The sequence below is a fragment of the Sanguibacter suaedae genome (genome assembly GCF_016342785.1).
GTDB classification, from domain to species: Bacteria; Actinomycetota; Actinomycetes; order Actinomycetales; family Cellulomonadaceae; genus Sanguibacter; species Sanguibacter suaedae.
In genome coordinates, this window is the sequence record NZ_JAEINH010000003.1 from 83966 (window position 1) to 106405 (window position 22440).

22 protein-coding genes are annotated in these 22440 nt (G+C 71.5%); 12 read left to right on the plus strand and 10 right to left on the minus strand.

What is annotated here, in order from left to right; translation table 11 throughout:
* The first annotated feature begins 10 nt into the window (after positions 1-10).
* The gene (locus tag JAV76_RS04450; protein WP_198732828.1) at positions 11-535 is read left to right on the plus strand and encodes an acyl-CoA thioesterase; all 525 of its coding nucleotides are present in this window, start codon (positions 11-13) and stop codon (positions 533-535) included.
* A 25-nt stretch (positions 536-560) separates the two neighbouring features.
* Here JAV76_RS04450 and JAV76_RS04455 read toward each other — a convergent pair whose 3' ends face one another.
* Complete coding sequence (locus JAV76_RS04455) at positions 561-1904, minus strand: dipeptidase (RefSeq protein ID WP_198732829.1); 1344 nt, start codon at positions 1902-1904, stop codon at positions 561-563.
* A gap of 53 nt (positions 1905-1957) precedes the next feature.
* Between JAV76_RS04455 and JAV76_RS04460 the strand changes: the two genes are divergently transcribed.
* On the plus strand, positions 1958-2581 hold the full coding sequence (locus tag JAV76_RS04460; protein WP_372403122.1) for a DUF3043 domain-containing protein: 624 nt from the start codon (positions 1958-1960) through the stop codon (positions 2579-2581).
* Positions 2582-2637: 56 nt separating this feature from the next.
* A complete protein-coding gene (locus tag JAV76_RS04465) occupies positions 2638-3651 on the plus strand; it encodes an aldo/keto reductase family protein (RefSeq protein WP_198732830.1) in 1014 nt (337 codons plus the stop codon).
* A gap of 58 nt (positions 3652-3709) precedes the next feature.
* Here the strand turns inward: JAV76_RS04465 and JAV76_RS04470 are convergent, their stop codons facing one another.
* The 4 genes from JAV76_RS04470 to JAV76_RS04485 are packed head-to-tail and all read right to left on the minus strand — an operon-like array spanning position 3710 to position 5815.
* A complete protein-coding gene (locus JAV76_RS04470; RefSeq protein ID WP_198732831.1) occupies positions 3710-3937 on the minus strand; it encodes a hypothetical protein in 228 nt (75 codons plus the stop codon).
* Entirely contained in the window at positions 3934-4962 is a 1029-nt protein-coding gene (locus tag JAV76_RS04475; RefSeq protein ID WP_198732832.1) for a quinone-dependent dihydroorotate dehydrogenase, read from the minus strand. Before JAV76_RS04475 ends, JAV76_RS04470 begins: the two co-directional genes overlap by 4 nt.
* Complete coding sequence (locus JAV76_RS04480) at positions 4959-5459, minus strand: hypothetical protein (RefSeq protein ID WP_198732833.1); 501 nt, start codon at positions 5457-5459, stop codon at positions 4959-4961. Before JAV76_RS04480 ends, JAV76_RS04475 begins: the two co-directional genes overlap by 4 nt.
* Positions 5459-5815 (minus strand): hypothetical protein, encoded by a 357-nt coding sequence (locus JAV76_RS04485; RefSeq protein WP_198732834.1) that lies wholly within the window; start codon positions 5813-5815, stop codon positions 5459-5461. Before JAV76_RS04485 ends, JAV76_RS04480 begins: the two co-directional genes overlap by 1 nt.
* A gap of 38 nt (positions 5816-5853) precedes the next feature.
* On the opposite strand from JAV76_RS04485, the gene JAV76_RS04490 reads away from it, so the two are divergent.
* Positions 5854-7332 carry a leucyl aminopeptidase gene (locus JAV76_RS04490; RefSeq protein ID WP_198732835.1) on the plus strand — a complete coding sequence of 493 codons (1479 nt, stop codon included), beginning with the start codon at positions 5854-5856 and terminating at the stop codon, positions 7330-7332.
* Between the two features lie 27 nt (positions 7333-7359).
* Here the strand turns inward: JAV76_RS04490 and JAV76_RS04495 are convergent, their stop codons facing one another.
* Complete coding sequence (locus JAV76_RS04495) at positions 7360-7719, minus strand: oxidoreductase (protein ID WP_198732836.1); 360 nt, start codon at positions 7717-7719, stop codon at positions 7360-7362.
* A gap of 138 nt (positions 7720-7857) precedes the next feature.
* Between JAV76_RS04495 and lpdA the strand changes: the two genes are divergently transcribed.
* From lpdA to JAV76_RS04510, 3 genes are all read left to right on the plus strand, one after another.
* Complete coding sequence (gene lpdA, locus JAV76_RS04500) at positions 7858-9243, plus strand: dihydrolipoyl dehydrogenase (RefSeq protein WP_198732837.1); 1386 nt, start codon at positions 7858-7860, stop codon at positions 9241-9243.
* A gap of 29 nt (positions 9244-9272) precedes the next feature.
* Entirely contained in the window at positions 9273-11141 is a 1869-nt protein-coding gene (gene sucB / locus JAV76_RS04505) for a 2-oxoglutarate dehydrogenase, E2 component, dihydrolipoamide succinyltransferase (protein ID WP_198732838.1), read from the plus strand.
* Between the two features lie 135 nt (positions 11142-11276).
* Entirely contained in the window at positions 11277-12194 is a 918-nt protein-coding gene (locus JAV76_RS04510; protein WP_198732839.1) for a TIGR01777 family oxidoreductase, read from the plus strand.
* Here the strand turns inward: JAV76_RS04510 and JAV76_RS04515 are convergent.
* The 3 genes from JAV76_RS04515 to JAV76_RS04525 form a co-directional block, all read right to left on the minus strand.
* Positions 12186-13640, minus strand: a complete 1455-nt coding sequence (locus JAV76_RS04515; RefSeq protein WP_198732840.1) for a hypothetical protein — start codon at positions 13638-13640, stop codon at positions 12186-12188. The two genes, JAV76_RS04510 and JAV76_RS04515, sit on opposite strands and share 9 nt — an antisense overlap.
* Positions 13641-13709: 69 nt before the next feature.
* Positions 13710-14750: a Gfo/Idh/MocA family protein gene (locus JAV76_RS04520; protein ID WP_198732841.1), complete on the minus strand. Its 1041-nt coding sequence runs from the start codon at positions 14748-14750 to the stop codon at positions 13710-13712.
* Positions 14747-17014 (minus strand): MMPL family transporter, encoded by a 2268-nt coding sequence (locus JAV76_RS04525; RefSeq protein WP_198732842.1) that lies wholly within the window; start codon positions 17012-17014, stop codon positions 14747-14749. Before JAV76_RS04525 ends, JAV76_RS04520 begins: the two co-directional genes overlap by 4 nt.
* A 53-nt stretch (positions 17015-17067) precedes the next feature.
* Between JAV76_RS04525 and JAV76_RS04530 the strand changes: the two genes are divergently transcribed.
* The 4 genes from JAV76_RS04530 to JAV76_RS04545 all read left to right on the plus strand — a co-directional run bounded on the left by JAV76_RS04530 (position 17068) and on the right by JAV76_RS04545 (position 20068).
* Complete coding sequence (locus JAV76_RS04530) at positions 17068-17505, plus strand: MarR family winged helix-turn-helix transcriptional regulator (protein ID WP_307843989.1); 438 nt, start codon at positions 17068-17070, stop codon at positions 17503-17505.
* Positions 17506-17514: 9 nt separating this feature from the next.
* Positions 17515-18243 carry a lipoyl(octanoyl) transferase LipB gene (gene lipB, locus JAV76_RS04535; protein WP_198732844.1) on the plus strand — a complete coding sequence of 243 codons (729 nt, stop codon included), beginning with the start codon at positions 17515-17517 and terminating at the stop codon, positions 18241-18243.
* Positions 18240-19241, plus strand: a complete 1002-nt coding sequence (gene lipA, locus JAV76_RS04540) for a lipoyl synthase (protein ID WP_198732845.1) — start codon at positions 18240-18242, stop codon at positions 19239-19241. Before lipB ends, lipA begins: the two co-directional genes overlap by 4 nt.
* 95 nt (positions 19242-19336) lie before the next feature.
* Positions 19337-20068, plus strand: a complete 732-nt coding sequence (locus tag JAV76_RS04545; protein ID WP_198732846.1) for a DUF4191 domain-containing protein — start codon at positions 19337-19339, stop codon at positions 20066-20068.
* 145 nt (positions 20069-20213) lie between these two features.
* Here the strand turns inward: JAV76_RS04545 and JAV76_RS04550 are convergent, their stop codons facing one another.
* Positions 20214-20663: an RDD family protein gene (locus JAV76_RS04550; protein WP_198732847.1), complete on the minus strand. Its 450-nt coding sequence runs from the start codon at positions 20661-20663 to the stop codon at positions 20214-20216.
* Positions 20664-20857: 194 nt separating this feature from the next.
* On the opposite strand from JAV76_RS04550, the gene glnA reads away from it, so the two are divergent.
* Positions 20858-22282, plus strand: coding sequence for a type I glutamate--ammonia ligase (gene glnA / locus JAV76_RS04555; protein WP_198732848.1), 1425 nt, complete (start codon positions 20858-20860; stop codon positions 22280-22282).
* Positions 22283-22440: the final 158 nt, after the last annotated feature.

Consider the following 22440-nt stretch of genomic DNA (forward strand, 5'->3'; position numbering starts at 1 on the left):
CGTTGAGCCGGTGACCCGCCAGATCTCCCTCGCCCTCGCCACCTACCTGCCCCGCAAGGCCGTCCCCGGACAGACGATCGTCGATCCCTCGATCACGCGGACCCGGGTGCGCCCGGGCGACCTCGACATCTACCTGCACGTGAACAACGCGGTCTACCTCAACATGATGGACACCGCGCGCAGCAACCTGCTCGCGGACTGCGGCGGCATGAAGACGCTCAACGCGAAGGGCTGGTACCCGGTGGTCGCCGCGTCCACCGTGAAGTACAAGCGGTCGCTGGTGCTCTGGGACCCTGTCGTCGTCACCACGCGCGTCCTGGGCTGGGACCCGAGGATCGCCTACCTCGAGCAGACGATCACCGTGCGCGGCGAGCTTTCCGCACGCGGCATCGTCGCGGGTCGGTTCCTCGGCAAGGGCGGCGTGCGGGTCCCCGCTCCCGACGTCGTCGAGCTGCTCGGCGGTCCGGGGACGAGCCCCGAGCTGCCCGACGACGTCATGACCTGGGCGAGGGCGGTCGACGTCGCCCACAGGTGACGACGACCTCGACGCGCCTGCGGCGCTAGCGCCGAGCCAGGCGTGCGAGGAGCAGGCTCTCCGCGAGGACGACCTTCTCGAGCTCCGCGAGGTGCACCGACTCGTCGGCGCCGTGCGCACGAGAGTCCGGGTCCTCGACGCCGGTGACGAGGATCGACGCGTCCGGGTAGACCTCGAGGAGGTCGGCGATGAACGGGATGGAGCCCCCGATGCCGATGTCGACAGGCGGCGTGCCCCACGCCTCCTCGAACGACTCGCGGGCCGCCCGCATCGCGGCCGAGTCCGACGGCGCGAGGAACGGACGACCGAGCTCCCCGTCGCGGACGACCACCTGCGCCCCGAACGGTGCGTGCGCCTCGAGGTGCGCACGCAAGGCAGCCATCGCCTCCGTCGGGTCCTGCCCTGCAGCGATGCGCAGCGAGAGCTTCGCGGTGACGCGTGGCGTGATCGTGTTCGACGAGAGCGCGACGCTCGGTGCGTCGAAGCCGATGACGGACAGGGCGGGGCGTGTCCACATGCGTGCCGAGATCGGCCCCGTGCCGGCGAGACGGGTCCCCTCGAGCATCCCGGAGTCCGTGCGGAAGTCGGCCTCGTCGTAGTCGACGGCAGGGTCGGGTGCGTGGGCGAGGCCCTCGACCGCGACGTCGCCGTTCTCGTCGTGCAGGGTCGCGACGAGCCGGGACATGAGCGTCACCGCGTCGAGCACGGGCCCGCCGAACATCCCGGAGTGCACGGCGTGGGACAGGACGCTCAGCTCCACGTCGCAGTCCACGAGACCACGCAGCGACGTCGTGAGGCCAGGGACGCCGACCTTCCAGTTCGACGAGTCCGCGACGACGATGACGTCGGCGCGCAGAAGCTCCTCGTGCTCTGCGAGGAACGCCCCGAAGGACGGTGAACCGATCTCCTCCTCCCCCTCGACGAAGACCGTGACACCGACCGCGAGGTCCTCACCCAGGGCACGCAGCGCGCCGACGTGGGCGACGATCCCCGCCTTGTCGTCGGCCGCGCCGCGCCCGTAGAGGCGCCCGTCACGCTCCACCGGCTCGAACGGGTCGGAGGTCCAGGCGGACGCGTCGCCCGGGGGCTGGACGTCGTGGTGGGCGTAGAGGAGGACTGTCGGGGCGCCCTCCGGTGCAGGACGTCTGGCGATCACCGCAGGCCTGCTGCCGCCCGCGGTGAGGATCCGGACGTCGTCGAGACCTGCGCCCCGCAGGAGCTCGGCGACCGCGTCGGCGCTGGCCGACACGTGCGCCTGGTCGAACGCCGGCGCGGACACGCTCGGGATGCGCACGAGGCTCTCGAGGTCGGCCCGCAGCGCAGGGAAGAGGTCATGGACACGGGCACGGAGATCGGCAGTATCGCTCACCCGAGCACCGTATCGCGCTCGGGGGTCGTCACAGGGTCGACTAGGATCGTCGCGTGTTCTCCCGCCGCAGCTCCTCGTCCGACGACCCGTCCACGACCCCGAAGGCCGTGACCCCCTCGACCACGGGCGACGACCTCGCACCGGTCGAGCGCGCCGCGGGCAAGGGGCACCCCACGCCCAAGCGCAAGGAGGCGCAGGCCGCCAACAAGCGTCCCCTCGTCCCGGACGACCGCCGCGCCGCCGCGAAGGCGGCCCGGGCCAAGGCCCGCGCGGAGCGCGAGCGCGAGTACCAGGCCATGCAGACCGGGGACGAGAAGAACCTCCCCTACCGCGACCGCGGCCCCGTGCGGCGTTACGTGCGCAACTACGTCGACGCCCGGTGGAACGTCGGCGAGTTCTTCCTCTTCCTCGCGCTCGGCTTCCTCGTCGTCACGCTCTTCGCCGGTCAGGCGCCGGTCCTCGCGCTCGTCGCGCTCGTCGCCCTCTACGTCGTGGTGCTCGTCGCCATCGTCGACGCGTTCGTCCTGTGGCGACTGCTCAAGAAGCGCCTCGTCGCCAAGTTCGGCGAGGACGCCCTCGGCCGTGGGCTCGCGATGTACGCCGTGATGCGCGCCTTCCAGATCCGTCGAGCACGGCTGCCCAAGCCCCAGGTGAAGCACGGCGAGTACCCGGTCTGAGGGTCGGCACGCACGCTCGCCCGGTGAGACCCGCACGACGTGGCTAGGGTCTGATCATGGTCAACTATCGCTACCTCGGCAGCTCCGGGCTGAAGATCTCGGAGATCACCTACGGCAACTGGCTCACCCACGGGTCCCAGGTGGAGAACGACACCGCGACGGCGTGCGTGCACGCCGCGCTCGACGCCGGGATCTCGACGTTCGACACGGCGGACGTCTACGCGAACACCGTCGCCGAGCAGGTCCTCGGGGACGCGCTCAAGGGTCAGCGGCGCGCGTCGCTCGAGATCCTCACCAAGGTCTACTGGCCGACCGGCCCCAAGGGCCCCAACGACTCGGGACTGTCACGCAAGCACATCCGGGAGTCCATCGACGGCTCGCTCCAGCGGCTGGGCACCGACTACGTCGATCTCTACCAGGCGCACCGGTACGACACCGAGACGCCGCTCGAGGAGACGATGCAGGCGTTCGCCGACGTCGTGCGGCAGGGCAAGGCCCTGTACATCGGCGTGAGCGAGTGGACCGCCGACCAGATCCGGGCCGGCCGCGCGCTGGCCGACGACCTCGGCTTCCAGCTCGTCTCGTCCCAGCCCCAGTACTCCATGCTCTGGCGTGTCATCGAGGGCGAGGTCGTCCCGGCCTCGACGGAGGTCGGGGTCTCGCAGATCGTCTGGTCGCCCGTCGCCCAGGGGGTGCTCAGCGGGAAGTACGCGCCCGGCGCCGAGCTGCCTGCCGGGTCCAGGGCCACGGACGACAAGGGGGGCGCGACCTTCATCAAGCGGTTCCTGCGGGACGACGTCCTCGAGCGCGTCCAGGGCCTGCGGCCCGTCGCGGAGGAGCTCGGGCTGACGATGCCGCAGCTCGCGGTCGCCTGGGTGCTGCAGAATCCCAACGTCGCCTCGGCGATCATCGGGGCGTCCCGCCCGGAGCAGGTCGAGGAGAACGTCAAGGCGTCGGGCGTGACGATCCCCGCCGAGCTCATGACGCGCATCGACGACGTCCTGGGTGACGTCGTCGAGAGGGACCCGGCCCGCACGGCGGAAGGTGCGCCTGCGTCCCGCCCCTCCTGACGTGTGCCGCAGGCCCCGCCTCCCACCCTCTGGTGGGAGGCGGGGCCTCTCCGTCGGATCAGCGAGGAGGCGGAGCCACCTCGGTCGAGAGCACGACGCCCGCGGCGGCCTGCGTCCCGTCGTTGTAGAGCTCTGCGACGGAGGCGCCCTGGCGCGCGAGGTCGCGCCACGACTCGCCGAGCCACTGCTCGGCGTCGAACCGGTTGGTGAACACCGGGCACCGCGGCTCGGTCATCTCGTCGCCCTGGGCGTCACGCAGGTGCCACACCCACCGCGGCGGGATCATCGCAGGAGCCCGCGGTTGACGCGCCGGGCCCAGAAGGGGCCCTCGTAGACGAATCCCGTGTACCCCTGGGTGAGGTCGGCACCGGCGTCGAGGTAGGCACGCGCGTCCTCGGCGGTGCGGATCCCGCCCGTCCCGATGATCACGGGCCCGTCGCCCAGCCGTGCGCGGAGCCTGCGGACGACGTCGACGCCGCGACCGAGCAGCGGCGCACCCGAGAGGCCACCCTCCCCGAGGTCGTGGTCGATCGTCGTGTTCACGGCCACCATCCCGTCGAGACCGAGCTCGAGGACGAGGTCGGCGACCGCGTCGACGTCCGGGTCCGCGAGGTCCGGTGCGATCTTCACCAGGAGCGGGACGCGCGGCCGCCCTGCCGACTCGGTAGCCCGGTCGGCCGCCTCCCGCACGGCCACGAGGATGGGTCGGAGCGCGTCGACCGACTGGAGGTCACGCAGCCCGGGCGTGTTCGGGGAGGAGACGTTGACCACGAGATAGTCGGCGAGCGGTGCGAGCAGGCTCGCGCTCGTGGCGTAGTCGCCGGCGGCCTCGGCCGCCGGGGTGACCTTGCTCTTGCCGATGTTGGCTCCGACGAAGACGGCCCGCCCCGACCTGGTGGAACGCAGGGCTCGCAGCCGCTCGGCCGCGGCGGCGGCCCCCTCGTTGTTGAAGCCCATGCGGTTGCGGACGCCACCCAGCTCGATCTCACGCCACATCCGGGGGCGTTCGTTCCCCGGCTGGGCGAGCGCGGTCACCGTGCCGATCTCCACGAAGCCGAACCCGAGCATCGTCAGCCCGCGCACGGCCTCGGCGTTCTTGTCGAAACCACCCGCGACCCCGAAGGGCGCGGGGACGCGCCGACCGAAGGCACGGACGCCCGACCCCACGAGGTAGGGCGCGAGAGCCCCCTGGACGACACCGCGGAGCACAGGGACACGCCCCGCGAGCGCGATGAGCCGGAAGGCGAGGGTGTGGGCCCGTTCCGGGTCCATCCTCTGGAAGACGGTGCGGAAGATCGCGCGGTAGATCATCGGTCCGGTGCATCCTTCGGGTCGGGGTCCGTGGGGTCGGTGGGGTCGGTGGCCGGTCCCACGGTCGTGCTGCTCGCGGCTCCGCGACGTGTTCGAGCGAGCCAGACGAGCCCGACGACGGGGAGGACGAGGGGGACGTACCCGTAGCCCTGACCGAACGACGACCACACCGTCGCCTCCGGGAAGGCGTCCGCGTCGACGATCGTCGCGACGCCCACGGCGAGGACACCGCCGAGCTCGACGGCGCAGGCGACCCAGGCGACCCTCCGCGCGCCGGGCGTGCCGCGACCGAGTGCGAGGGTCGCGACGACGTAGACGACTCCCGCGCCGAGGGACAGGCCGTAGGCGAGGGGCGCGCTGGCACCGTCGGTGGCGAGCTGGTAGGCGCCCCGCACGGTCGCCGCGACCGCCAGGATGCCGTACACGAGGACGAGCAGGCGCCCGAAGCCCGCGCTCGTGGAGGACGGTGACGACGGTGCGGTGGGGGTGCGCTGCATCAGCGGCTCCAGATCTGGACGAGGCGCCACTCGAGGAAGACGACGGTGAGCGCGGCGACGACGAGCACGACCGAGCTCCAGCGGGAGCGCTCGGCGAAGGCCCAGGCAGCCGCGAACGGGAGGATGAGCAGGACCGTGACGAGGTAGCCCCAGAGCTCCCAGACCTCGATGTCCGGGGAGCCGGTGGCGATCAGGACCGCCGCGACGACGAGCTGGACGACGAGGAGAGCCTCGACGACCGCGGCGCCCAGGAGCTGGCGCAGGACCACCGCGCGGTCCGTGACCGCGAACCACGCCGCCCACCCCGAGAGCACCAGGGCCGCGGCGACGACGAGGAGGGTGAGGGGGGCGACCACAGGCACGAGACTACCGTCCGCGGGGATACGATCGAGCCGTGTCAGACCTCACCTTCACGTCCAGAGACCTCCGTTCCCTGCGTACCGACGCCCTCGTCGTCGGCGTCACGAGCACCTCGGGAGGGCCGCGGCTCGTCTCCGTCGACGGCTTCCCCGACAGCGCCCGCCCGGGTGTCGACCTCGAGCTGCTCGGGGTGAGCGCCGACGTCTGCTCCGTCTCACGTGTGCCCGCCGGCACCGAGCTCGGGGCCGACGTCCTCGTCCTCGTCGGTCTCGGTGCCGCCGACCGGGTCACCCCGGAGACGCTCCGTCGTGCCGCGGGCGCCGCGGTCCGCTCCCTCGCGGGTGTCCCGTCCGTCGCGGTCGCGCTGCCCACCGCCGACGAGGCGGACGTCGCCGCGGTCGCCGAGGGCGCGCTCCTCGGCGCCTACGCGTTCCGCACCTACCGCACCGGCGACGCCGCGACGTCGGGCTCGCCGGTCGAGGCGATCCAGGTGGTGACGCCCCTGGCGCGCCAGTCCTCGGTGAAGAAGGCCGGCGAGCGGGCGGCCGTGGTCGCCGCGGCGGTCCACGGGACCCGTGACCTCGTGAACACCGCACCGAACGACCTCTTCCCCGCCGCGTTCGCCGACATCGCCAAGGCGTCGGCGAAGGGCACGGGCGTGAAGGTCACGGTGCTCGACGAGAAGGCGCTCGCCGCGGGCGGCTACGGCGGTCTCCTGGGGGTCGGGCTCGGCTCGAGCCGGGGCCCGCGCCTCGTGAAGCTCTCCTACGCGCCCTCCCGCGCGAAGGCGAAGGTGGCGCTCGTCGGCAAGGGCATCACCTTCGACTCCGGGGGCATCTCCATCAAGCCCGCCAAGGGCATGGAGGCGATGAAGTCCGACATGGCCGGCGCCGCCGCCGTTCTCCACACCGTCCTCGCCGCTGCCCGGCTCGGCCTGCCCGTGGCCGTCACGGGCTGGTTGTGCCTGGCCGAGAACATGCCGTCCGGGACGGCTCAGCGCCCCTCGGACGTCATCACCATCCGCGGCGGCAAGACCGTCGAGGTGCTCAACACCGACGCCGAGGGACGTCTGGTCCTCGCGGACGGTCTGGTGGCGGCCGGCGAGGAGAACCCCGACGTGATCCTCGACGTCGCGACGCTCACCGGCGCGCAGATGGTGGCCCTCGGCAACCGCGTCTCGGCCGTGATGGGCAGCGAGGACGTGCGCACCGCCGTGCTCGAGGCGGCGGAGCGGACCGGCGAGCAGTTCTGGCCCATGCCTCTGCCCGAGGAGCTGCGGGCGAGCATGGACTCCCCCGTCGCCGACATCGCGAACATCGGCGAGAGGTTCGGCGGGATGCTCGTCGCCGGGCTGTTCCTCAAGGAGTTCGCGGGAGACTTCCCGTGGGCGCACCTCGACATCGCGGGACCGTCGTTCAACGAGGGAACGGCCCACGGGTACACCCCGGTGGGCGGGACCGGCGTGGCCGTCCGCACCCTCGTGGGCTTCCTCGAGTCGCACGCGACCCGCTGATCCCTCCTCCGGGTGACGGGGCTCGGCTCAGCGCTTCTTCCTGCGCTGGGCCGAGTTCCAGTCCCGCATGCGCTGCGGGTATCCGGTGAAGTTCACGTCGTAGACGGGGATACCGATCTCGGCGGCGATCTTCCGCGCCACGAAGGCGTCGGGCACGCGGCGCCTCGTCCACTCGCCGGTCGTGGCGACGAGCAGGAGCGACGTCGGTTGGTCGTGGGTCGGCGGCTCGATGTACGACTCCACCCCGACCCGGGAGCGGGTGAACTCGGCGAGGTGCTCCACCGTCTCGCGGCGCCGGTCGCGGTCGTCGGGCACGGAGGGCGAACCCACGGGAGTCTCGGGGGCTCGGCGGGTGAAGAGGCGGGTGTACCAGGACGGGCGTGCCATGCGGGAACACTACCTCCGGGAGATGTCTCGAGCATCACACCGCCCGAGCGCTCGGATCAGCGCTGTTCCGCTTTGGAGACCCGCCACTTGGTGACAAGATGGGCTGGTAACGAATCCATCGCGCCTTAGGAGCTGCACGTGGCCGAGACCCCCGGCACAGATTTCGACATCGTCGTCCTGGGCGGAGGCAGCGGCGGCTACGCCACCGCGTTGCGCGCCGCTCAGCTCGGTCAGAAGGTCGCACTCATCGAGGGAGACAAGCTCGGCGGGACGTGCCTCCACTACGGCTGCGTCCCCACGAAGGCACTCCTCCACGCGGCCGAGCTCGCGGACAACGCACGTGACGGTAGCCACTTCGGTGTGAACACCGAGCTCAAGGGCATCGACATGGAGGGCGTCAACAAGTACAAGGACGGCGTCGTCTCCGGTCTCTTCAAGGGACTCCAGGGCCTCGTGAAGTCCCGGGCCATCACCATCGTCGAGGGATGGGGCAAGCTCGTCGCGGAGAACGCCGTCGAGGTCGACGGGCGTCGCATCACCGGCAAGCACATCGTCCTCGCGACCGGCTCGTACTCCCGCTCCCTCCCCGGCCTCGAGATCGGCGGCCGGGTGCTCACGTCGGAGCACGCCCTCAAGCTGGACTCGGTGCCGAAGTCCGTCATCGTCCTCGGCGGCGGGGTCATCGGTTCGGAGTTCGCGAGCGTCTGGAAGTCCTTCGGCGCGGACGTCACCATCATCGAGGGCCTCCCGCACCTCGTCCCCGCGGAGGATGTCGCACTGAGCAAGGCGCTCGAGAGGGCCTTCCGCAAGCGCGGCATCGCCTTCAACCTCGGTGACCGCTTCAAGTCGGTGACCCAGGACGACTCCGGCGTGCACGTCACCCTCGAATCCGGCAAGACGTTCGACGCCGAGATCCTCCTCGTCGCCGTCGGCCGCGGGCCTCGCACCGCGGACCTCGGCTACGAGCAGCAGGGCGTGACGCTCGACCGCGGCTTCGTCATCACCGACGAGAAGCTCCACACGGGCGTCGGCAACATCTGGGCCGTCGGCGACATCGTCCCCGGTCTGCAGCTCGCGCACCGCGGCTTCGCGCAGGGCATCTTCGTCGCGGAGCAGATCCTCGGCATGAACCCCGCACCCATCGTCGAGTCCGGCATCCCCCGAGTCACGTACTCCGACCCGGAGATCGGCTCCGTCGGTCTCACCGAGGCCAAGGCCAAGGAGCAGTTCGGCGACGACTCGGTGGAGATCCTCGAGTACAACCTCGCCGGCAACGGCAAGAGCAAGATCCTCGCGACCCAGGGCTTCATCAAGCTCGTGCGCCAGAAGGACGGCCCCGTGGTGGGCGTCCACATGATCGGCGCACGCGTGGGTGAGCTCATCGGCGAGGGCCAGCTCATCGTCAACTGGGAGGCGTACCCCGAGGACGTCGCCGCGCTCGTCCATGCTCACCCCACTCAGAACGAGGCACTCGGAGAGGCGTTCCTGGCTCTGGCCGGCAAGCCCCTGCACGCCCACAACTGACCAAGCGATCGAAGGAGACCGGAGAGGTCATGTCTGACAACGTGCAGATGCCCGCACTGGGCGAATCAGTCACCGAAGGCACCGTTACGCGCTGGCTCAAGCAGGTCGGCGACACCGTCGAGCTCGACGAGCCCTTGCTCGAGGTCTCGACCGACAAGGTCGACACCGAGATCCCGTCGCCGTTCGCGGGCGTGCTCGAGAAGATCCTCGTCGAGGAGGACGACACCGTCGAGGTCGGTGCTCCCCTCGCCGTCATCGGTTCCGGCGACGGTGCGGGCGACGCGCCCGAGGAGGCCCCGGCCGAGCCGGACGCCGAGCCCGAGGCGCCGCAGGCCGAGCAGGAGTCCGGCTCCGGTGGCGGGTACGAGGCACCGGCACCGGCCGACGAGTCCGTGGCCGCATCGGAGCAGTCGGAGCCGTCGGGCGAAGCGCAGCAGCAGGAGTCGGAGTCGTCGGGTGACGCGCAGCAGCAGTCGGGCGGCGAGGAGATCACCCTTCCCGCGCTCGGCGAGTCCGTCACCGAGGGCACCGTGACCCGCTGGCTCAAGCAGGTCGGCGACACCGTCGAGGTCGACGAGCCCCTGCTCGAGGTCTCGACCGACAAGGTCGACACCGAGGTCCCGTCCCCGGTCGCCGGCACCGTCCAGCAGATCCTCGTCCAGGAGGACGAGACCGTCGAGGTCGGCGCCGTGCTCGCCGTCGTCGGCTCCGGTGCCGCCCCGGCGAAGCCCGCCGAGGCTGCCGCCGCACCCTCACCGGCCGAGAAGCCGCAGACCCCTGCCGCGGAGGCGACCCCGGTCGCTGCCGAGGAGGTCGTCCAGGCACCCGAGCCCGAGAAGGCGCAGGCCGAGGCACCCACCGAGAAGGCACCTGAGAAGGCGCCCACCGAGAAGGCCCCCGAGAAGGAGTCGGCCGGCACGCCCAAGCCGTCGCCGGCTGCGGGCGGCTCATACCTCACTCCCCTCGTCCGCAAGCTCGCAGCGGAGAAGGGCGTCGACGTCGGTTCCCTCACGGGCACCGGTGTGGGCGGACGGATCCGTAAGGAGGACGTGCTCGAGGCCGCGGCGAAGGCCGAGCAGGCCGCCAAGGACGCGGCTGCCGAGAAGACACCTGCCGACAAGGCACCCGAGGCGACCTCCGCACCCGCCGGCAAGGCAGCGAGCATCCCGGACGTCTCGCCGCTGCGGGGCACCACCGAGAAGGCGAGCCGTCTGCGCAAGATCATCGCCGAGCGCATGGTCGAGGCCCTGCACACGCAGGCGCAGCTCACGACCGTCGTCGAGGTCGACGTCACGAAGGTCGCACGCCTGCGGACCAAGGCGAAGGACGGGTTCAAGGCACGCGAGGGAGCGAACCTCACGTTCCTGCCGTTCTTCACCCTGGCGGCTGTCGAGGCGCTCAAGGCCTACCCCAAGGTCAACGGTGTGCTCGAGGGCGACACGATCACCTACCACGGCCAGGAGAACGTCGGCATCGCCGTCGACACCCCGCGCGGGCTCCTCGTCCCCGTCATCCGTGACGCCGGTGACCTCAACCTCGGGGGCATCGCCCGCAAGATCGCGGATCTCGCGACGCGGACCCGCGACAACAAGGTGACCCCGGACGAGCTCGGCGGGGCGACCTTCACCATCACCAACACCGGATCGGGCGGGGCGCTCATCGACACCCCGATCGTGCCCGGCGGCACCTCTGCCATCCTCGGCACCGGGACCATCGTCAAGCGCCCAGCAGTCATCAAGGACGCGGACGGCGAAGAGGTCATCGCCATCCGTTCCATGTGCTACCTGTCGCTGTCGTACGACCACCGGCTCGTCGACGGCGCGGACGCGTCGCGCTACCTCACCGCGATCAAGAACCGCATCGAGGAAGGTGCGTTCGAGTCCGAGGTCGGACTCTGACGGACCACTACCCGGCTGCACCCGGGTGACACGCGGGAGAGCCCGCAGCCGACCCGGCTGCGGGCTCTCCCGCGTCCCGGGCCCGGGTGCGTGCCGCCCCGGGCACAGCCTTCGGGACGCACCTAGGATGAGGCGATGGACACCCCCCGCCGCTCCCCCCGGACCATCCTCGTCGCGGGGTCGAGCGGACTCATCGGGACCGCCCTCGTCGACTCGCTCCGTGCGGACGGCGACACGGTCCGCACACTGGTGCGGCGCCCGCCCCGCCGCTCCGACGAGCACCGGTGGGACCCTGCGCTCGGTCACCTCGACCCCGACGTGCTCGCCGGCGTCGATGCGGTCGTCAACCTCGCCGGCGCCGGTGTCGGGGACCACCGCTGGACGTCGTCCTACCGGCGGACCATCCGCACCTCCCGGACGTCCACCACCGGTCTCCTCGCCACTGCGATCCGCGACCACGGCGGAACGATCCCCCTCATCCAGGGAACGGCCATCGGCTACTACGGGGACCGGGGCGACGAGGTGCTCACCGAGTCCTCGTCCCAGGGGGACGGTTTCCTCGCCGAGGTCGTGGCCGACTGGGAGCGCGCTACCGCCCCGGCGAGCGACGCGGGCAGCAGGGTGGTGCTCGCCCGCACCGGCATCGTCCTCAGCGGGTCCGGCGGGGCCCTCGGTCGGCTCCTCCCCCTCCTGCGCCTCGGTGTCGGAGGTCGCCTCGGAGGAGGGACCCAGTTCTGGAGCTGGATCACCCTCGAGGACGAGGTCCGCGCCCTGCGTCACCTCGTCGACGTCGACGTGGCCGGGGTCGTGAACCTGACCGCTCCGTCACCGGCGCGCAACTCCGAGATCACGCAGGCTCTCGCCCACGCGTTCCACCGCCCGGCGGTCGTCGCCGTGCCCGGCGTCGCTCTGAAGGTCGCGCTCGGCGAGTTCTCCACCGAGATCCTCGGGTCCCAGCGAGTCCTGCCGACGGTGCTCGAGAAGTCGGGGTTCGAGTTCTCGCACGCCACCCTCGACGCCGCAGCCGGATGGGTGGCCGGCGCCTCAGGCTGACGGTTCCGTCACGGACCCGACCCGCCACCCCTGGTCCGTCCGGACCAGGTCGAGCACCACCTCCCGCGACGGCTCCGCAGCGACCGACCTCGTTCCGTCCGCCGACTCGACCGTGTACCCACCGAGCACGTAGACGACCTCGACACGGGCGTGGCCGTCCACCTCCTCGAGCACCTCGACGGAGACGACCTCGGTGCTCAGGTCGGAGAGGACCTCGCCCTCGATCAGCTCTTCCGCGAGCATCACAGCCTGGGCGTGGGCGGGTGACCCGGGCACGGTCACGCGGTCCCAGGCATCGGCCGCGGCAGTGCCGGCCGAGATCTCCATGAGGACGTCGAACCTGGCCTGCGTCAGCTCTTCCGCGGCGTCGGACACGGTCACGTCCCGCGGAGTGTCCGACGCCGCACCGTCCACCGTGACGTCCTGGGCCACGACGGCCGGCGCGTCGTGTCTGGCTGCGAGCGCGGCGCCCGCCCCGACGACCAGCGCTCCGACCGCGCATGCCACCACGAGCCTCGCCGGGGGGCGTCGGCGTCGCTCCGGTGGGTCTCCGAGGGCCCGCAGCCCTGGGCGGGGTGAACCCGAGGCCCCGGTGTCGTCCTGGGTGGCCCGGGCGTGCGTCGCAGGCCCGCTGGGCTCGTGCCCCGACCCGCCCGCAGCGAGCGCGGTCCGGTCTGCGACGCCGCGGATGACGAGCGGCCGACACGGCGCGACGGCGTGGCTTCGCGCAGCGAGGGTGCCCACGCCGGGCCGGTCCTGGGCGTCGCCGAGGGTGCTGGTGACGAGCCGCGCGAGCGCCCTGAGGGGACCGAGGTCGCCCGGTGGGGCGGAGGGTCCGTAGGTCTCGGCCATGACGGACCGGGCGAGCGACGCGAGGTGGTACGCGTCCTCCACGGCGGAGGACGCGATCGGCCGGGGGTCGTGGGCGGGGAGGGGGACCGTGAGGACGGGTTCGCCGTGCCCGAGGAGGACGGCCGAGGTGGTGATCGGACCGTAGTGCAGGCCTGCGGCGTGGAGGCGCGCGAGGGTCCGGCCCAGGACGACGAGGAGGGTGCTCGTGTGCCCGGCGGTGAGGGGTCCTTCCTCGCGGACGAGGTGCGCGAGGTCGTGGCTGTCGGTCGGGTGAGTCACGACGGCCGCGCGGTCCCCGAGGTCCACGGCGTCCATGAGCCGTTCGAGGCCGGGGTCGTCGACGTCGCGCCACCGCGCGAGGTGGTCCTTGAGCACCTGGCGGGTGACCTCCTCGTCGTACCGGACGATCTGGACGACGTGGGTCGCCCCGGGCACGGGCCCGTGACCGGTGTCGCGGTCCGTACCTCCGCGGTCGGCCCCGGTCCGCGCCTCGGGCCTGCGTACCCGTGCGCGTCCGGTGAGGGGGCACGGGTCCGCAGGGACGTAGCCCGCGGCTGCGAGCACCTCGAGCTGGGGGTCTGTCAGGGCGTGCATGTGCCCATCCCACCCGACGGGGACGCCTCGGAGAGGTTGTCCACAGGCACGGAGCGTGCGGCGCGGCACTCAGACGGTGACCCGCTCCCCCGTCCTCGCGCTGACCCGGGCGGCGTCGAGGACGCGCGCCGTGCGCACGACGTCCTCGGGGTCGACGGGCGCCGGGGCGCCGTCGAGCACCCACGCCGCGACGGCGGGGTAGAAGTCCTCGTGCCCCCCGGGCGCCTGCGGCACCGCGGTCCGCTCGCGGCCGCGCGCGATCCACCCCTCGCTGCCCTGCGGCGCGTCGGCGTCCATCTCCTCGAAGGGCGAGGCGTCGTTCTCAAACGTGGTGACGACGTACGCGCCCGCGTCGCCGAGGACGCGTGTGCGCGGCCCTGGCGCCCCGACGACGGAACCGGCCGTGAGGTGGCTCACCACCCCGCGGCCGGTCCCGCTCGCCGGGACATGGTGCAGGGAGAGGAACACGTCGTCCTCGGTGGGCGTCGTGATGGCCCGGAGCTCCGCGTACACGGACTGCACCGGTCCGAAGAGCTGGACGGCCGAGTCGACGAGGTGCGTCCCGAGGTCGAGGAGGAGTCCTCCTCCGTCGGGGTCCTGCTCCTTCCAGCGCTGCTGGGGCACGGGCCGCCACCGCTCCCAGCGTCGTTCGAACCGGTGGACGGTCCCGAGATCCCCGGAGGCGAGGACCGCGCGGAGGGTGAGCTGCTCTGGGTCCCAGCGGCGGTTCTGGAAGACGGTGAACGGTGTCCCGGTGCTGCGGGAGACGTCGAGGACGGCGGCCGCTCCGTCGCCCGACAGCGCGAGGGGCTTGTCCATGAGCAGCGGGACACCGGCGCGCAGGACGGCTGCGGCGTGCTCCTCGTGGAGCCCGGTGGGGCTGGTGACGACGACGAGGTCGACCTCGTCGTGGGTGGCGAGCAGCGTGTCGAGGTCCGGGTGGACCACGGCGGCGGGCCAGTCGGCCCGCACCTGGGCGACCCGCTCCTCGGAGCGCACGACGACTCCCCGAACGTCGTGCCCTGCCTTCCGGGCCAGGCGGGCGTGGATGCCCCGCCCCGATCCCCCGTACCCGACGATGCCGATCCTCAGCCTGTCCTCTGCACTCATGAGGACACGGTATCCGCCGTCCGCGCACCGGTCCCGGCCCCGCCGTCCGCCTCGTCGGCACCGTCGGTGCGTGCGAGGCGCGACGGCCACCACACGACGGGGCCGAGGTCGTGGACGAGGGCCGGCACGAGGAGACTGCGCACGACGATGGTGTCGAGGAGGACACCGAAGGCGACGATGAACGCGAGCTGCGCGAGGAAGAGGAGCGGGATGATGCCGAGCGCCGCGAACGTCGCCGCGAGGACGATGCCTGCGGACGTGATGACGGACCCGGTGACGGCGAGGCCCCGGACCACGCCCTCGCGCGTGCCGTGGACGAGCGACTCCTCGCGCACCCGGGTCATGAGGAAGATCGTGTAGTCGACGCCGAGGGCGACGAGGAAGCAGAAGGCGTAGAGGGGGACGGTCGGGTCGGCCCCGGGGAACCCGAAGACGTGCTCGAAGAGGATCGCGGAGACACCGAGGGCCGCCCCGAAGGACAAGATGTTCGCGGCCATGAGGAGCACCGCGGACAGGACCGACCTCAGCAGGAGCATGAGGATGAGCAGGACGACCACGAGGACGACGGGGACGATGACCTGGAGGTCGCGCGTGCCGGCGTCCTGGGTGTCGAGCCGTTGGGCGGCGGCGCCCCCGACGATCGCGTCGTCGGACGCTGCACGGACCGCTGCCCGCAGCTCCTCGACCGTGCGCACCGCCTCCTGGGAGTCGGAGGGTGCAGAGGTGAGGGCGTCGATGCGGACGGTGCCGTCGACCACGAGAGGTGGCTCACCGGCCGACGCGCCGGGCGGGCCGCCCTGGGCGGAGGCGGCGGTGACCGCGGAGGCGTCGTCGATGCCGGGCACCTCCTGGGCTGCGGAGAGGACGGCGTCGAGGTCTGCCTCAGGGGCGAGGACGATCGCGGGCTGCACCCCGAGCCCGTCGAAGTGCTCGGTGAGGACCTGCTCGCCGTCGACGGAGTCCACCTGCGTGAGGAAGACGTCACCTTCGCCGGTGCCGTCCGCGTCGAGGGTGGGGACGAATGCGGCAGCGGCCACGAGGACGAGAGCTGTGACCATCCACACGGGTCGATCGTGCCGGGTGACGAACCGGGCGACACGCGTCCAGAGGCCGCCGGCCGCGGAGACCTCGTCGACGCGGTCGTCGACCTGCTCGTGGAAGGCGGGGACTCGCGGCCAGAACACGGCGCGCGACCGCCGCCCGGCGACGAGGAGGAGCGCTGGGAGGAAGGTCATGGCACTGAGGAAGGCCGCGATGATGCCGACGGCTGCGACGGGTCCCAGGCTCCGGTTGGACGCGAGGTCGGAGAGGAGGAGGCACAGCAGGCCGGCGATGACGGTGCCGGCGCTCGCGAGGATCGGTTCGACGGAGGCCCGCAGGGCGGTGCGCAGCGCGTCGAACGGGTCGCGGACCCGTCCGAGCTCCTCGCGGTATCGCGCCACGACCAGCAGAGAGTAGTCGACGGAGGCCCCGACCACGAGGATCGACAGGATCCCCTGCGCCTGGCCGTTGAGGACGAGCACGCCGGCGTCGGCGAGGTGGTAGACGACGAGCCCGGCGAGGGACAGCGCGAGCACCGCGGTGACGATGACGATGAAGGGCAGCACCGGCGACCGGTAGACGAACGCGAGGATGAGCAGGACCGCGACGAGCGCGACGAGGAGGAGCACCGTGTCGATGCCTCCGAACGCGACCACGAGGTCGGCGACGAAGCCCGCGGGCCCTGTGACGAGTGCGACGAGCCCGCTGTCACCGAGGCTGTCGTCGGCCGCGCCACGGACGGCGTCGACGACGGCCGGGGTGAGGCCCTCGCCGTCGGCGAGGGTGTTGCCCGCCGAACCTGCGTCGAGCGGCACGGTGAGCAGGGCTGCCAGCCCGTCCTCGGAGGGGACGACGACGACCGGCCCGACGAGGACGTCGGCGAGGGTCTGCGGGTCTCCGGTCCCCGCACCGGGGACCGGCTGTGCCGGGAGGGCCTGGGCGAGGTCGTCCGCCGCACCCAGCTGCTCCGGGGTCAGGGGCGAGCCGTCGTCGCTCTCGAGGACCACGAGCGCGGGGAGCGCCTCGGTATCGACGAACTCCGAGGCGAGACCGTCGACGCGGGTCGACTCCGCGCTCGTGGGCAGGGAGGCACCGGCGTCGTTGGTCTGGACGGAGCTCAGCTTCCCCTGGGCCTGTCCCCCGATCCCGCCGATGCCGAGCCAGACCACGATGGCTGCGACAATGACCAGACCCCGAAGGACACCCGACTTTTTACTAAGCATGCTGAGTACTATCGGTGCTCGGGCACCGATCCGCAACCGCACCTGGAGGTGACGTGGCCGAGGACCCGTCGACCTGGCCCACCGGCCGGCTGCTCTCCCACGTCGCACGCCGCCTGGAGAGGGAGTGGAACGCGCACCTCGAGCAGTGGCACCTCAACCACGCGAGCCTGCCGGTCCTCCTGGCCCTGCTGCGCAGCGACCATTCCCAGCGCGAGCTCGCAGCGGCGTCGGACGTCACCGAGCAGACCATGAGCCGCACCGTCGCCCGGCTGGAGCGGACCGGGTACGTCACGCGCGTCACCTCCCCCTCCGACGCACGACGTCACGTCGTGCGTCTCACCGATGCCGGCCGCACGACGGTCACCCACGCCGCCCAGGTGGGCCCGGGCGAGGACATCGTCGCGCGCGGCCTGCGCCCCGACCAGGTCACCGCGCTGCGGGAGATCCTCGTCACCATGGTGGCCTCGGGCGACACGGACGACGAGGACTAGCCTGGTCCCATGGAGTTCCTCGACATCGACCTCGGATCCGCACTCGCCGACTACGAGGAGACCTGGGCCCTCCAGCGGCGCGTCCACGACGAGGTCGTCGCCGGGACCCGGCCCTCGACGACCATCCTCGTCGAGCACGCGTCGGTCTACACCGCAGGACGCCGGACGCGCGCCGCCGAGCGGCCCGCGGACGGGATCCCCGTCGTCGACGTCGACCGCGGCGGCAAGATCACCTGGCACGGGCCCGGACAGCTCGTCGCCTACCCCATCGTCGCCCTCCCCGACCCCGTCGACGTCGTCCGGTACGTGCGCACCCTCGAGGAAGCCGTCATCGACCTCTGCGCCTCCCTGGGGCTCGAGACCGTCCGGGTCGAGGGGCGCAGCGGCGTGTGGTTCCCCGCGACGCCCGAGCGCCTCGAGCGCAAGGTCTGCGCCGTCGGGGTGCGCGTCGCCAAGGGCGTGACGATGCACGGGCTGGCGCTCAACTGCGACCCGGACCTCGACGCCTTCGCACGGATCGTGCCCTGCGGGATCACCGACGCCGACGTCACGTCGCTGACCGCCGAGCTCGGCCGACGGACCACCGTCGAGGACGTCGCCCCCCTCCTCCGTGACCACCTCGGGACGCACCTGGACGGCCTGTCACGGAGATCACGTCCCGCCCCCGCGCAGGACGCCCGCACGACCACGGCGCTGGCGTACGCTGGGACGAATCAACCTCTGGGAGACAGCGCGTGACGATCGCACCTGAAGGACGGCGGATGCTCCGGGTCGAGGCCCGCAACAGCGCCACCCCCATCGAGAAGAAGCCCGAGTGGATCAAGACCCGGGCGACCATGGGGCCCGAGTACACCGAGCTCAAGGGGCTGGTGAAGAAGGAAGGGCTCCACACCGTCTGCGAAGAGGCAGGCTGCCCCAACATCTTCGAGTGCTGGGAGGATCGCGAGGCGACCTTCCTCATCGGCGGGGACCAGTGCACGCGTCGCTGCGACTTCTGCCAGATCGACACCGGCAAGCCCGCCGACTTCGACGCCGACGAGCCGCGACGGGTCGCCGAGTCCGTCAAGGCCATGGGCCTGCGCTACTCGACCATCACCGGCGTGGCGCGGGACGACCTGCCCGACGGCGGCGCATGGCTGTACGCCGAGACCGTGCGCCAGATCCACACGATGAACCCGGGGACGGGCGTCGAGCTCCTCATCCCCGACTTCAACGCCATCCCCGAGCTCCTCGACGAGGTCAACTCCTCGCGCCCCGAGGTCCTCGCGCACAACCTCGAGACCGTCCCGCGGATCTTCAAGCAGATCCGTCCGGCGTTCCGCTACGAGCGGTCGCTGTCCGTCATCACCAGCGCCCGCGACGCAGGCCTGGTCACCAAGTCGAACATCATCCTCGGCATGGGCGAGACCATGGAGGAGGTCGTCGAGGCCCTCCAGGACCTCCACGACGCAGGGTGCGACCTCATCACCATCACCCAGTACCTGCGTCCCTCCGTGCGCCACCACCCCGTCGACCGGTGGGTCCGTCCGGAGGAGTTCGTGGAGCTCTCCGACGAGGCCGAGCGCATCGGGTTCCTCGGCGTCATGTCCGGCCCTCTCGTGCGCTCGTCGTACCGCGCCGGACGTCTGTGGGGCCAGGCGATGAAGCGCCGCGGCCAGGAGATCCCCGAGGCTCTAGCGCACCTCGCCGAGCCGACCACGTCCCGCCAGGAGGCGGCGAGCCTGATCCGTCGCTGAGCAACGGCGCGGCGCACGACGCGCTCCCGGACGCCCTCGGACCACCGCTCGCCGGTGTCCGAGGGCGTCCCCACCTGGCCGGTAGACTGACGACCATGGCTCGCAAGAAGACTGACGCTCCCACCGCGGGCGGCGCCCCGGCGACGAAGAAGCCCAAGAAGGTCCGCTGGTACCACCAGGTCGCGCAGGCGTACCGCATGACGTACGCCCGGGACCGCAATCTCCCGTGGCTCATGCTCGCGGTCTTCGCCGCGATCCTCGCCGTCGCCGTCCTCATCGGTGCGTGGTGGGGCCAGATCGTCTACATGATCATCATCGGGCTCCCGTTCGCGCTCCTCGGTGCCATGTTCGTGCTCGCCCGACGCGCGGAGCGCGCCCAGTACACGGAGATCGAGGGCCAGGCCGGTGCCTCGCGGGCCGCACTGGGGACCATCCGCCGCGGGTGGTCCTTCGACGAGGAACCCGTCGCGGTCGACCCGAAGACCCAGGACCTCGTCTTCCGCGGCCTGGGACGCCCCGGCGTCCTGCTCGTGAGCGAAGGACCGCCGCACCGCGTGAAGAAGCTCATCGACGCCGAGCAGCGCAAGCTCTCCCGCATCCTCTCCGGCGTCCCGGTGGTCGTGGTCCAGTGCGGCAACGAGGAGGGCCAGGTGCCCCTCCCCAAGCTCGCGCGGCACGTCCAGAAGCTCAAGCCGAGGCTGACGAAGGCCGAGGTCGGCGAGGTCGGCAAGCGCCTGACCGCGCTCGGGCGGATCCGCATGCCCATCCCCAAGGGCATCGACCCGAACAGGGCGCGGCCCGACCGCAAGGGCATGCGGGGACGTTGATCGTCGCCCGCCGCACAGAGGGCTGACGCGCGGCGGCGGCACGTCGAACCGGTCGAACGAGGAGGGCCCGGTCGCAGCACGCGACCGGGCCCTCCTCCGTGTCCGCCCTGCGAGCGGGCCAGGGGCGTGACTCGGGGCGAGCGGTTCAGGACCGCACGATGATGGTCCGCGCCGCCCGGTCGTGCATCCCGCGTCCGTCCGCGTCCCAGATGGCCGCGGGGATGACGAGGCACAGCAGGACTGTCCGGATCGCCCCGCGCAGGAGGCCGACCACCGGGGCGCGCTCGTCCTCGGGGCGCACACGCAACCCGAACAGCCGGTGCCCGACGGTGTAACCGGTCGACGAGACGAGGACGAGGTTCTCCACCGCGAACACGGCGAGGGTCGCCATCGGGGCGGAGTCGAAGAGCAGCAGGCTCACCGCCATGGACAGGAACCAGTCGACGACGAGCGCCCCCACGCGTCGCCCCACGGGGGCGAACGAGCCGGAACCTGTCGCGGGAAGGCGCAACCTGTCGTCGCGCGAGGACCGTCCGTCACCCGCTCCCTGCGGTGATCCGTCCAACCACGAGCCCATGTCCTCACGAGATGCCACGGTGCAAGCGTACGACTCCCCGCATGCGGCTTCGCGGTAGTCTCGAGGCGATCCCCCGGGGCCACGTCATCCGGACGTCACATGATCGACGCGTTCGTAACACGGTCGAAACATGAAGCACACGGAAGAGAAACTCGCCCGCTCTAGTTTCGAGGTGCCCGGGTAAGAGGGCGACACCGATCAAGGAGCAACGGATGTTCAAGAACGCCGAGGAGGCCATTGCCTTCACCCAGAACGAGGGCGTCGAGTTCGTCGACGTCCGGTTCTGCGACCTGCCGGGCGTCATGCAGCACTTCAACATTCCGATCTCGCAGTTCGCCGAGTCGGCCTTCACCGACGGCATGATGTTCGACGGGTCCTCGATCCGCGGCTTCCAGGCGATCCACGAGTCGGACATGAAGCTCATCCCCGACGTGACGACCGCCTACGTCGACCCCTTCCGCAAGCGCAAGACGCTCATCGTGAACTTCTCGATCGTCGACCCCTTCACCGACGAGGCGTACTCCCGCGACCCCCGCAACGTCGCCGCGAAGGCCGAGGCTTACCTCAAGAGCACCGGCATCGCGGACACCGCCTTCTTCGCCCCCGAGGCCGAGTTCTACGTCTTCGACTCGATCCGCTTCGCGACGAACCAGCACGAGAGCTACTACCACATCGACTCCGCCGAGGCCGCCTGGAACACGGGCCGCGAGGAGGAGGGTGGCAACAAGGGCTACAAGACGCGCTACAAGGGTGGGTACTTCCCCGTGTCGCCGTCCGACCAGTTCGCAGACCTCCGTGACGAGATGTGCGCCGTCCTCGGCGAGGTGGGCCTCGACGTCGAGCGCGCGCACCACGAGGTGGGCACCGCCGGCCAGCAGGAGATCAACTACCGCTTCAACACCCTGCAGCACTCCGCCGACGACCTGATGAAGTTCAAGTACATCATCAAGAACGTCGCGTGGGAGGCCGACAAGACGGTCACCTTCATGCCGAAGCCGATCTTCGGCGACAACGGCTCGGGCATGCACTCGCACCAGTCCCTGTGGAAGGACGGCAAGCCGCTCTTCTTCGACGAGAAGGGCTACGGCGGCCTGTCCGACATGGCTCGCTGGTACATCGGTGGTCTCCTCAAGCACGCACCGGCCCTGCTGGCCTTCACCAACCCGTCGGTGAACTCCTACCACCGCCTGGTGCCCGGGTACGAGGCCCCCGTGAACCTCGTCTACTCGGCCCGCAACCGGTCCGCCTGCATCCGCATCCCGGTGACGGGCAGCTCGCCGAAGGCCAAGCGCATCGAGTTCCGCGTGCCCGACCCGTCGGCGAACCCGTACCTGGCCTTCTCCGCCCAGCTCCTGGCCGGCATCGACGGCATCAAGAACCGCATCGAGCCGCCGGAGCCCGTCGACAAGGACCTCTACGAGCTTCCTCCGGAGGAGCACGCGGCCATCCAGCAGGTCCCCGCGTCGCTCGGCGAGGCGCTCGACGCGCTCGAGGCCGACCACGACTTCCTGACCGTCGGGGACGTGTTCACCCCCGACCTCATCCAGACGTGGATCGACTACAAGCGCACCCACGAGATCGACCCGATCCGTCTGCGCCCGCACCCGCACGAGTTCGACCTCTACTACGACATCTGAGCCGACCGGAGCTCGGCACCACGGGCCCCCTGGCCCGGCACCCTCCACGGGCGTCGGGCCAGGGGGCCGCGTCGTGCAGCACGACGATCAGCCGCGTGTTCCAAGCCCCCGCCAAGGCCCGCCACGGTACGATTCAGCGCCCCTCACGGAAGGACGCC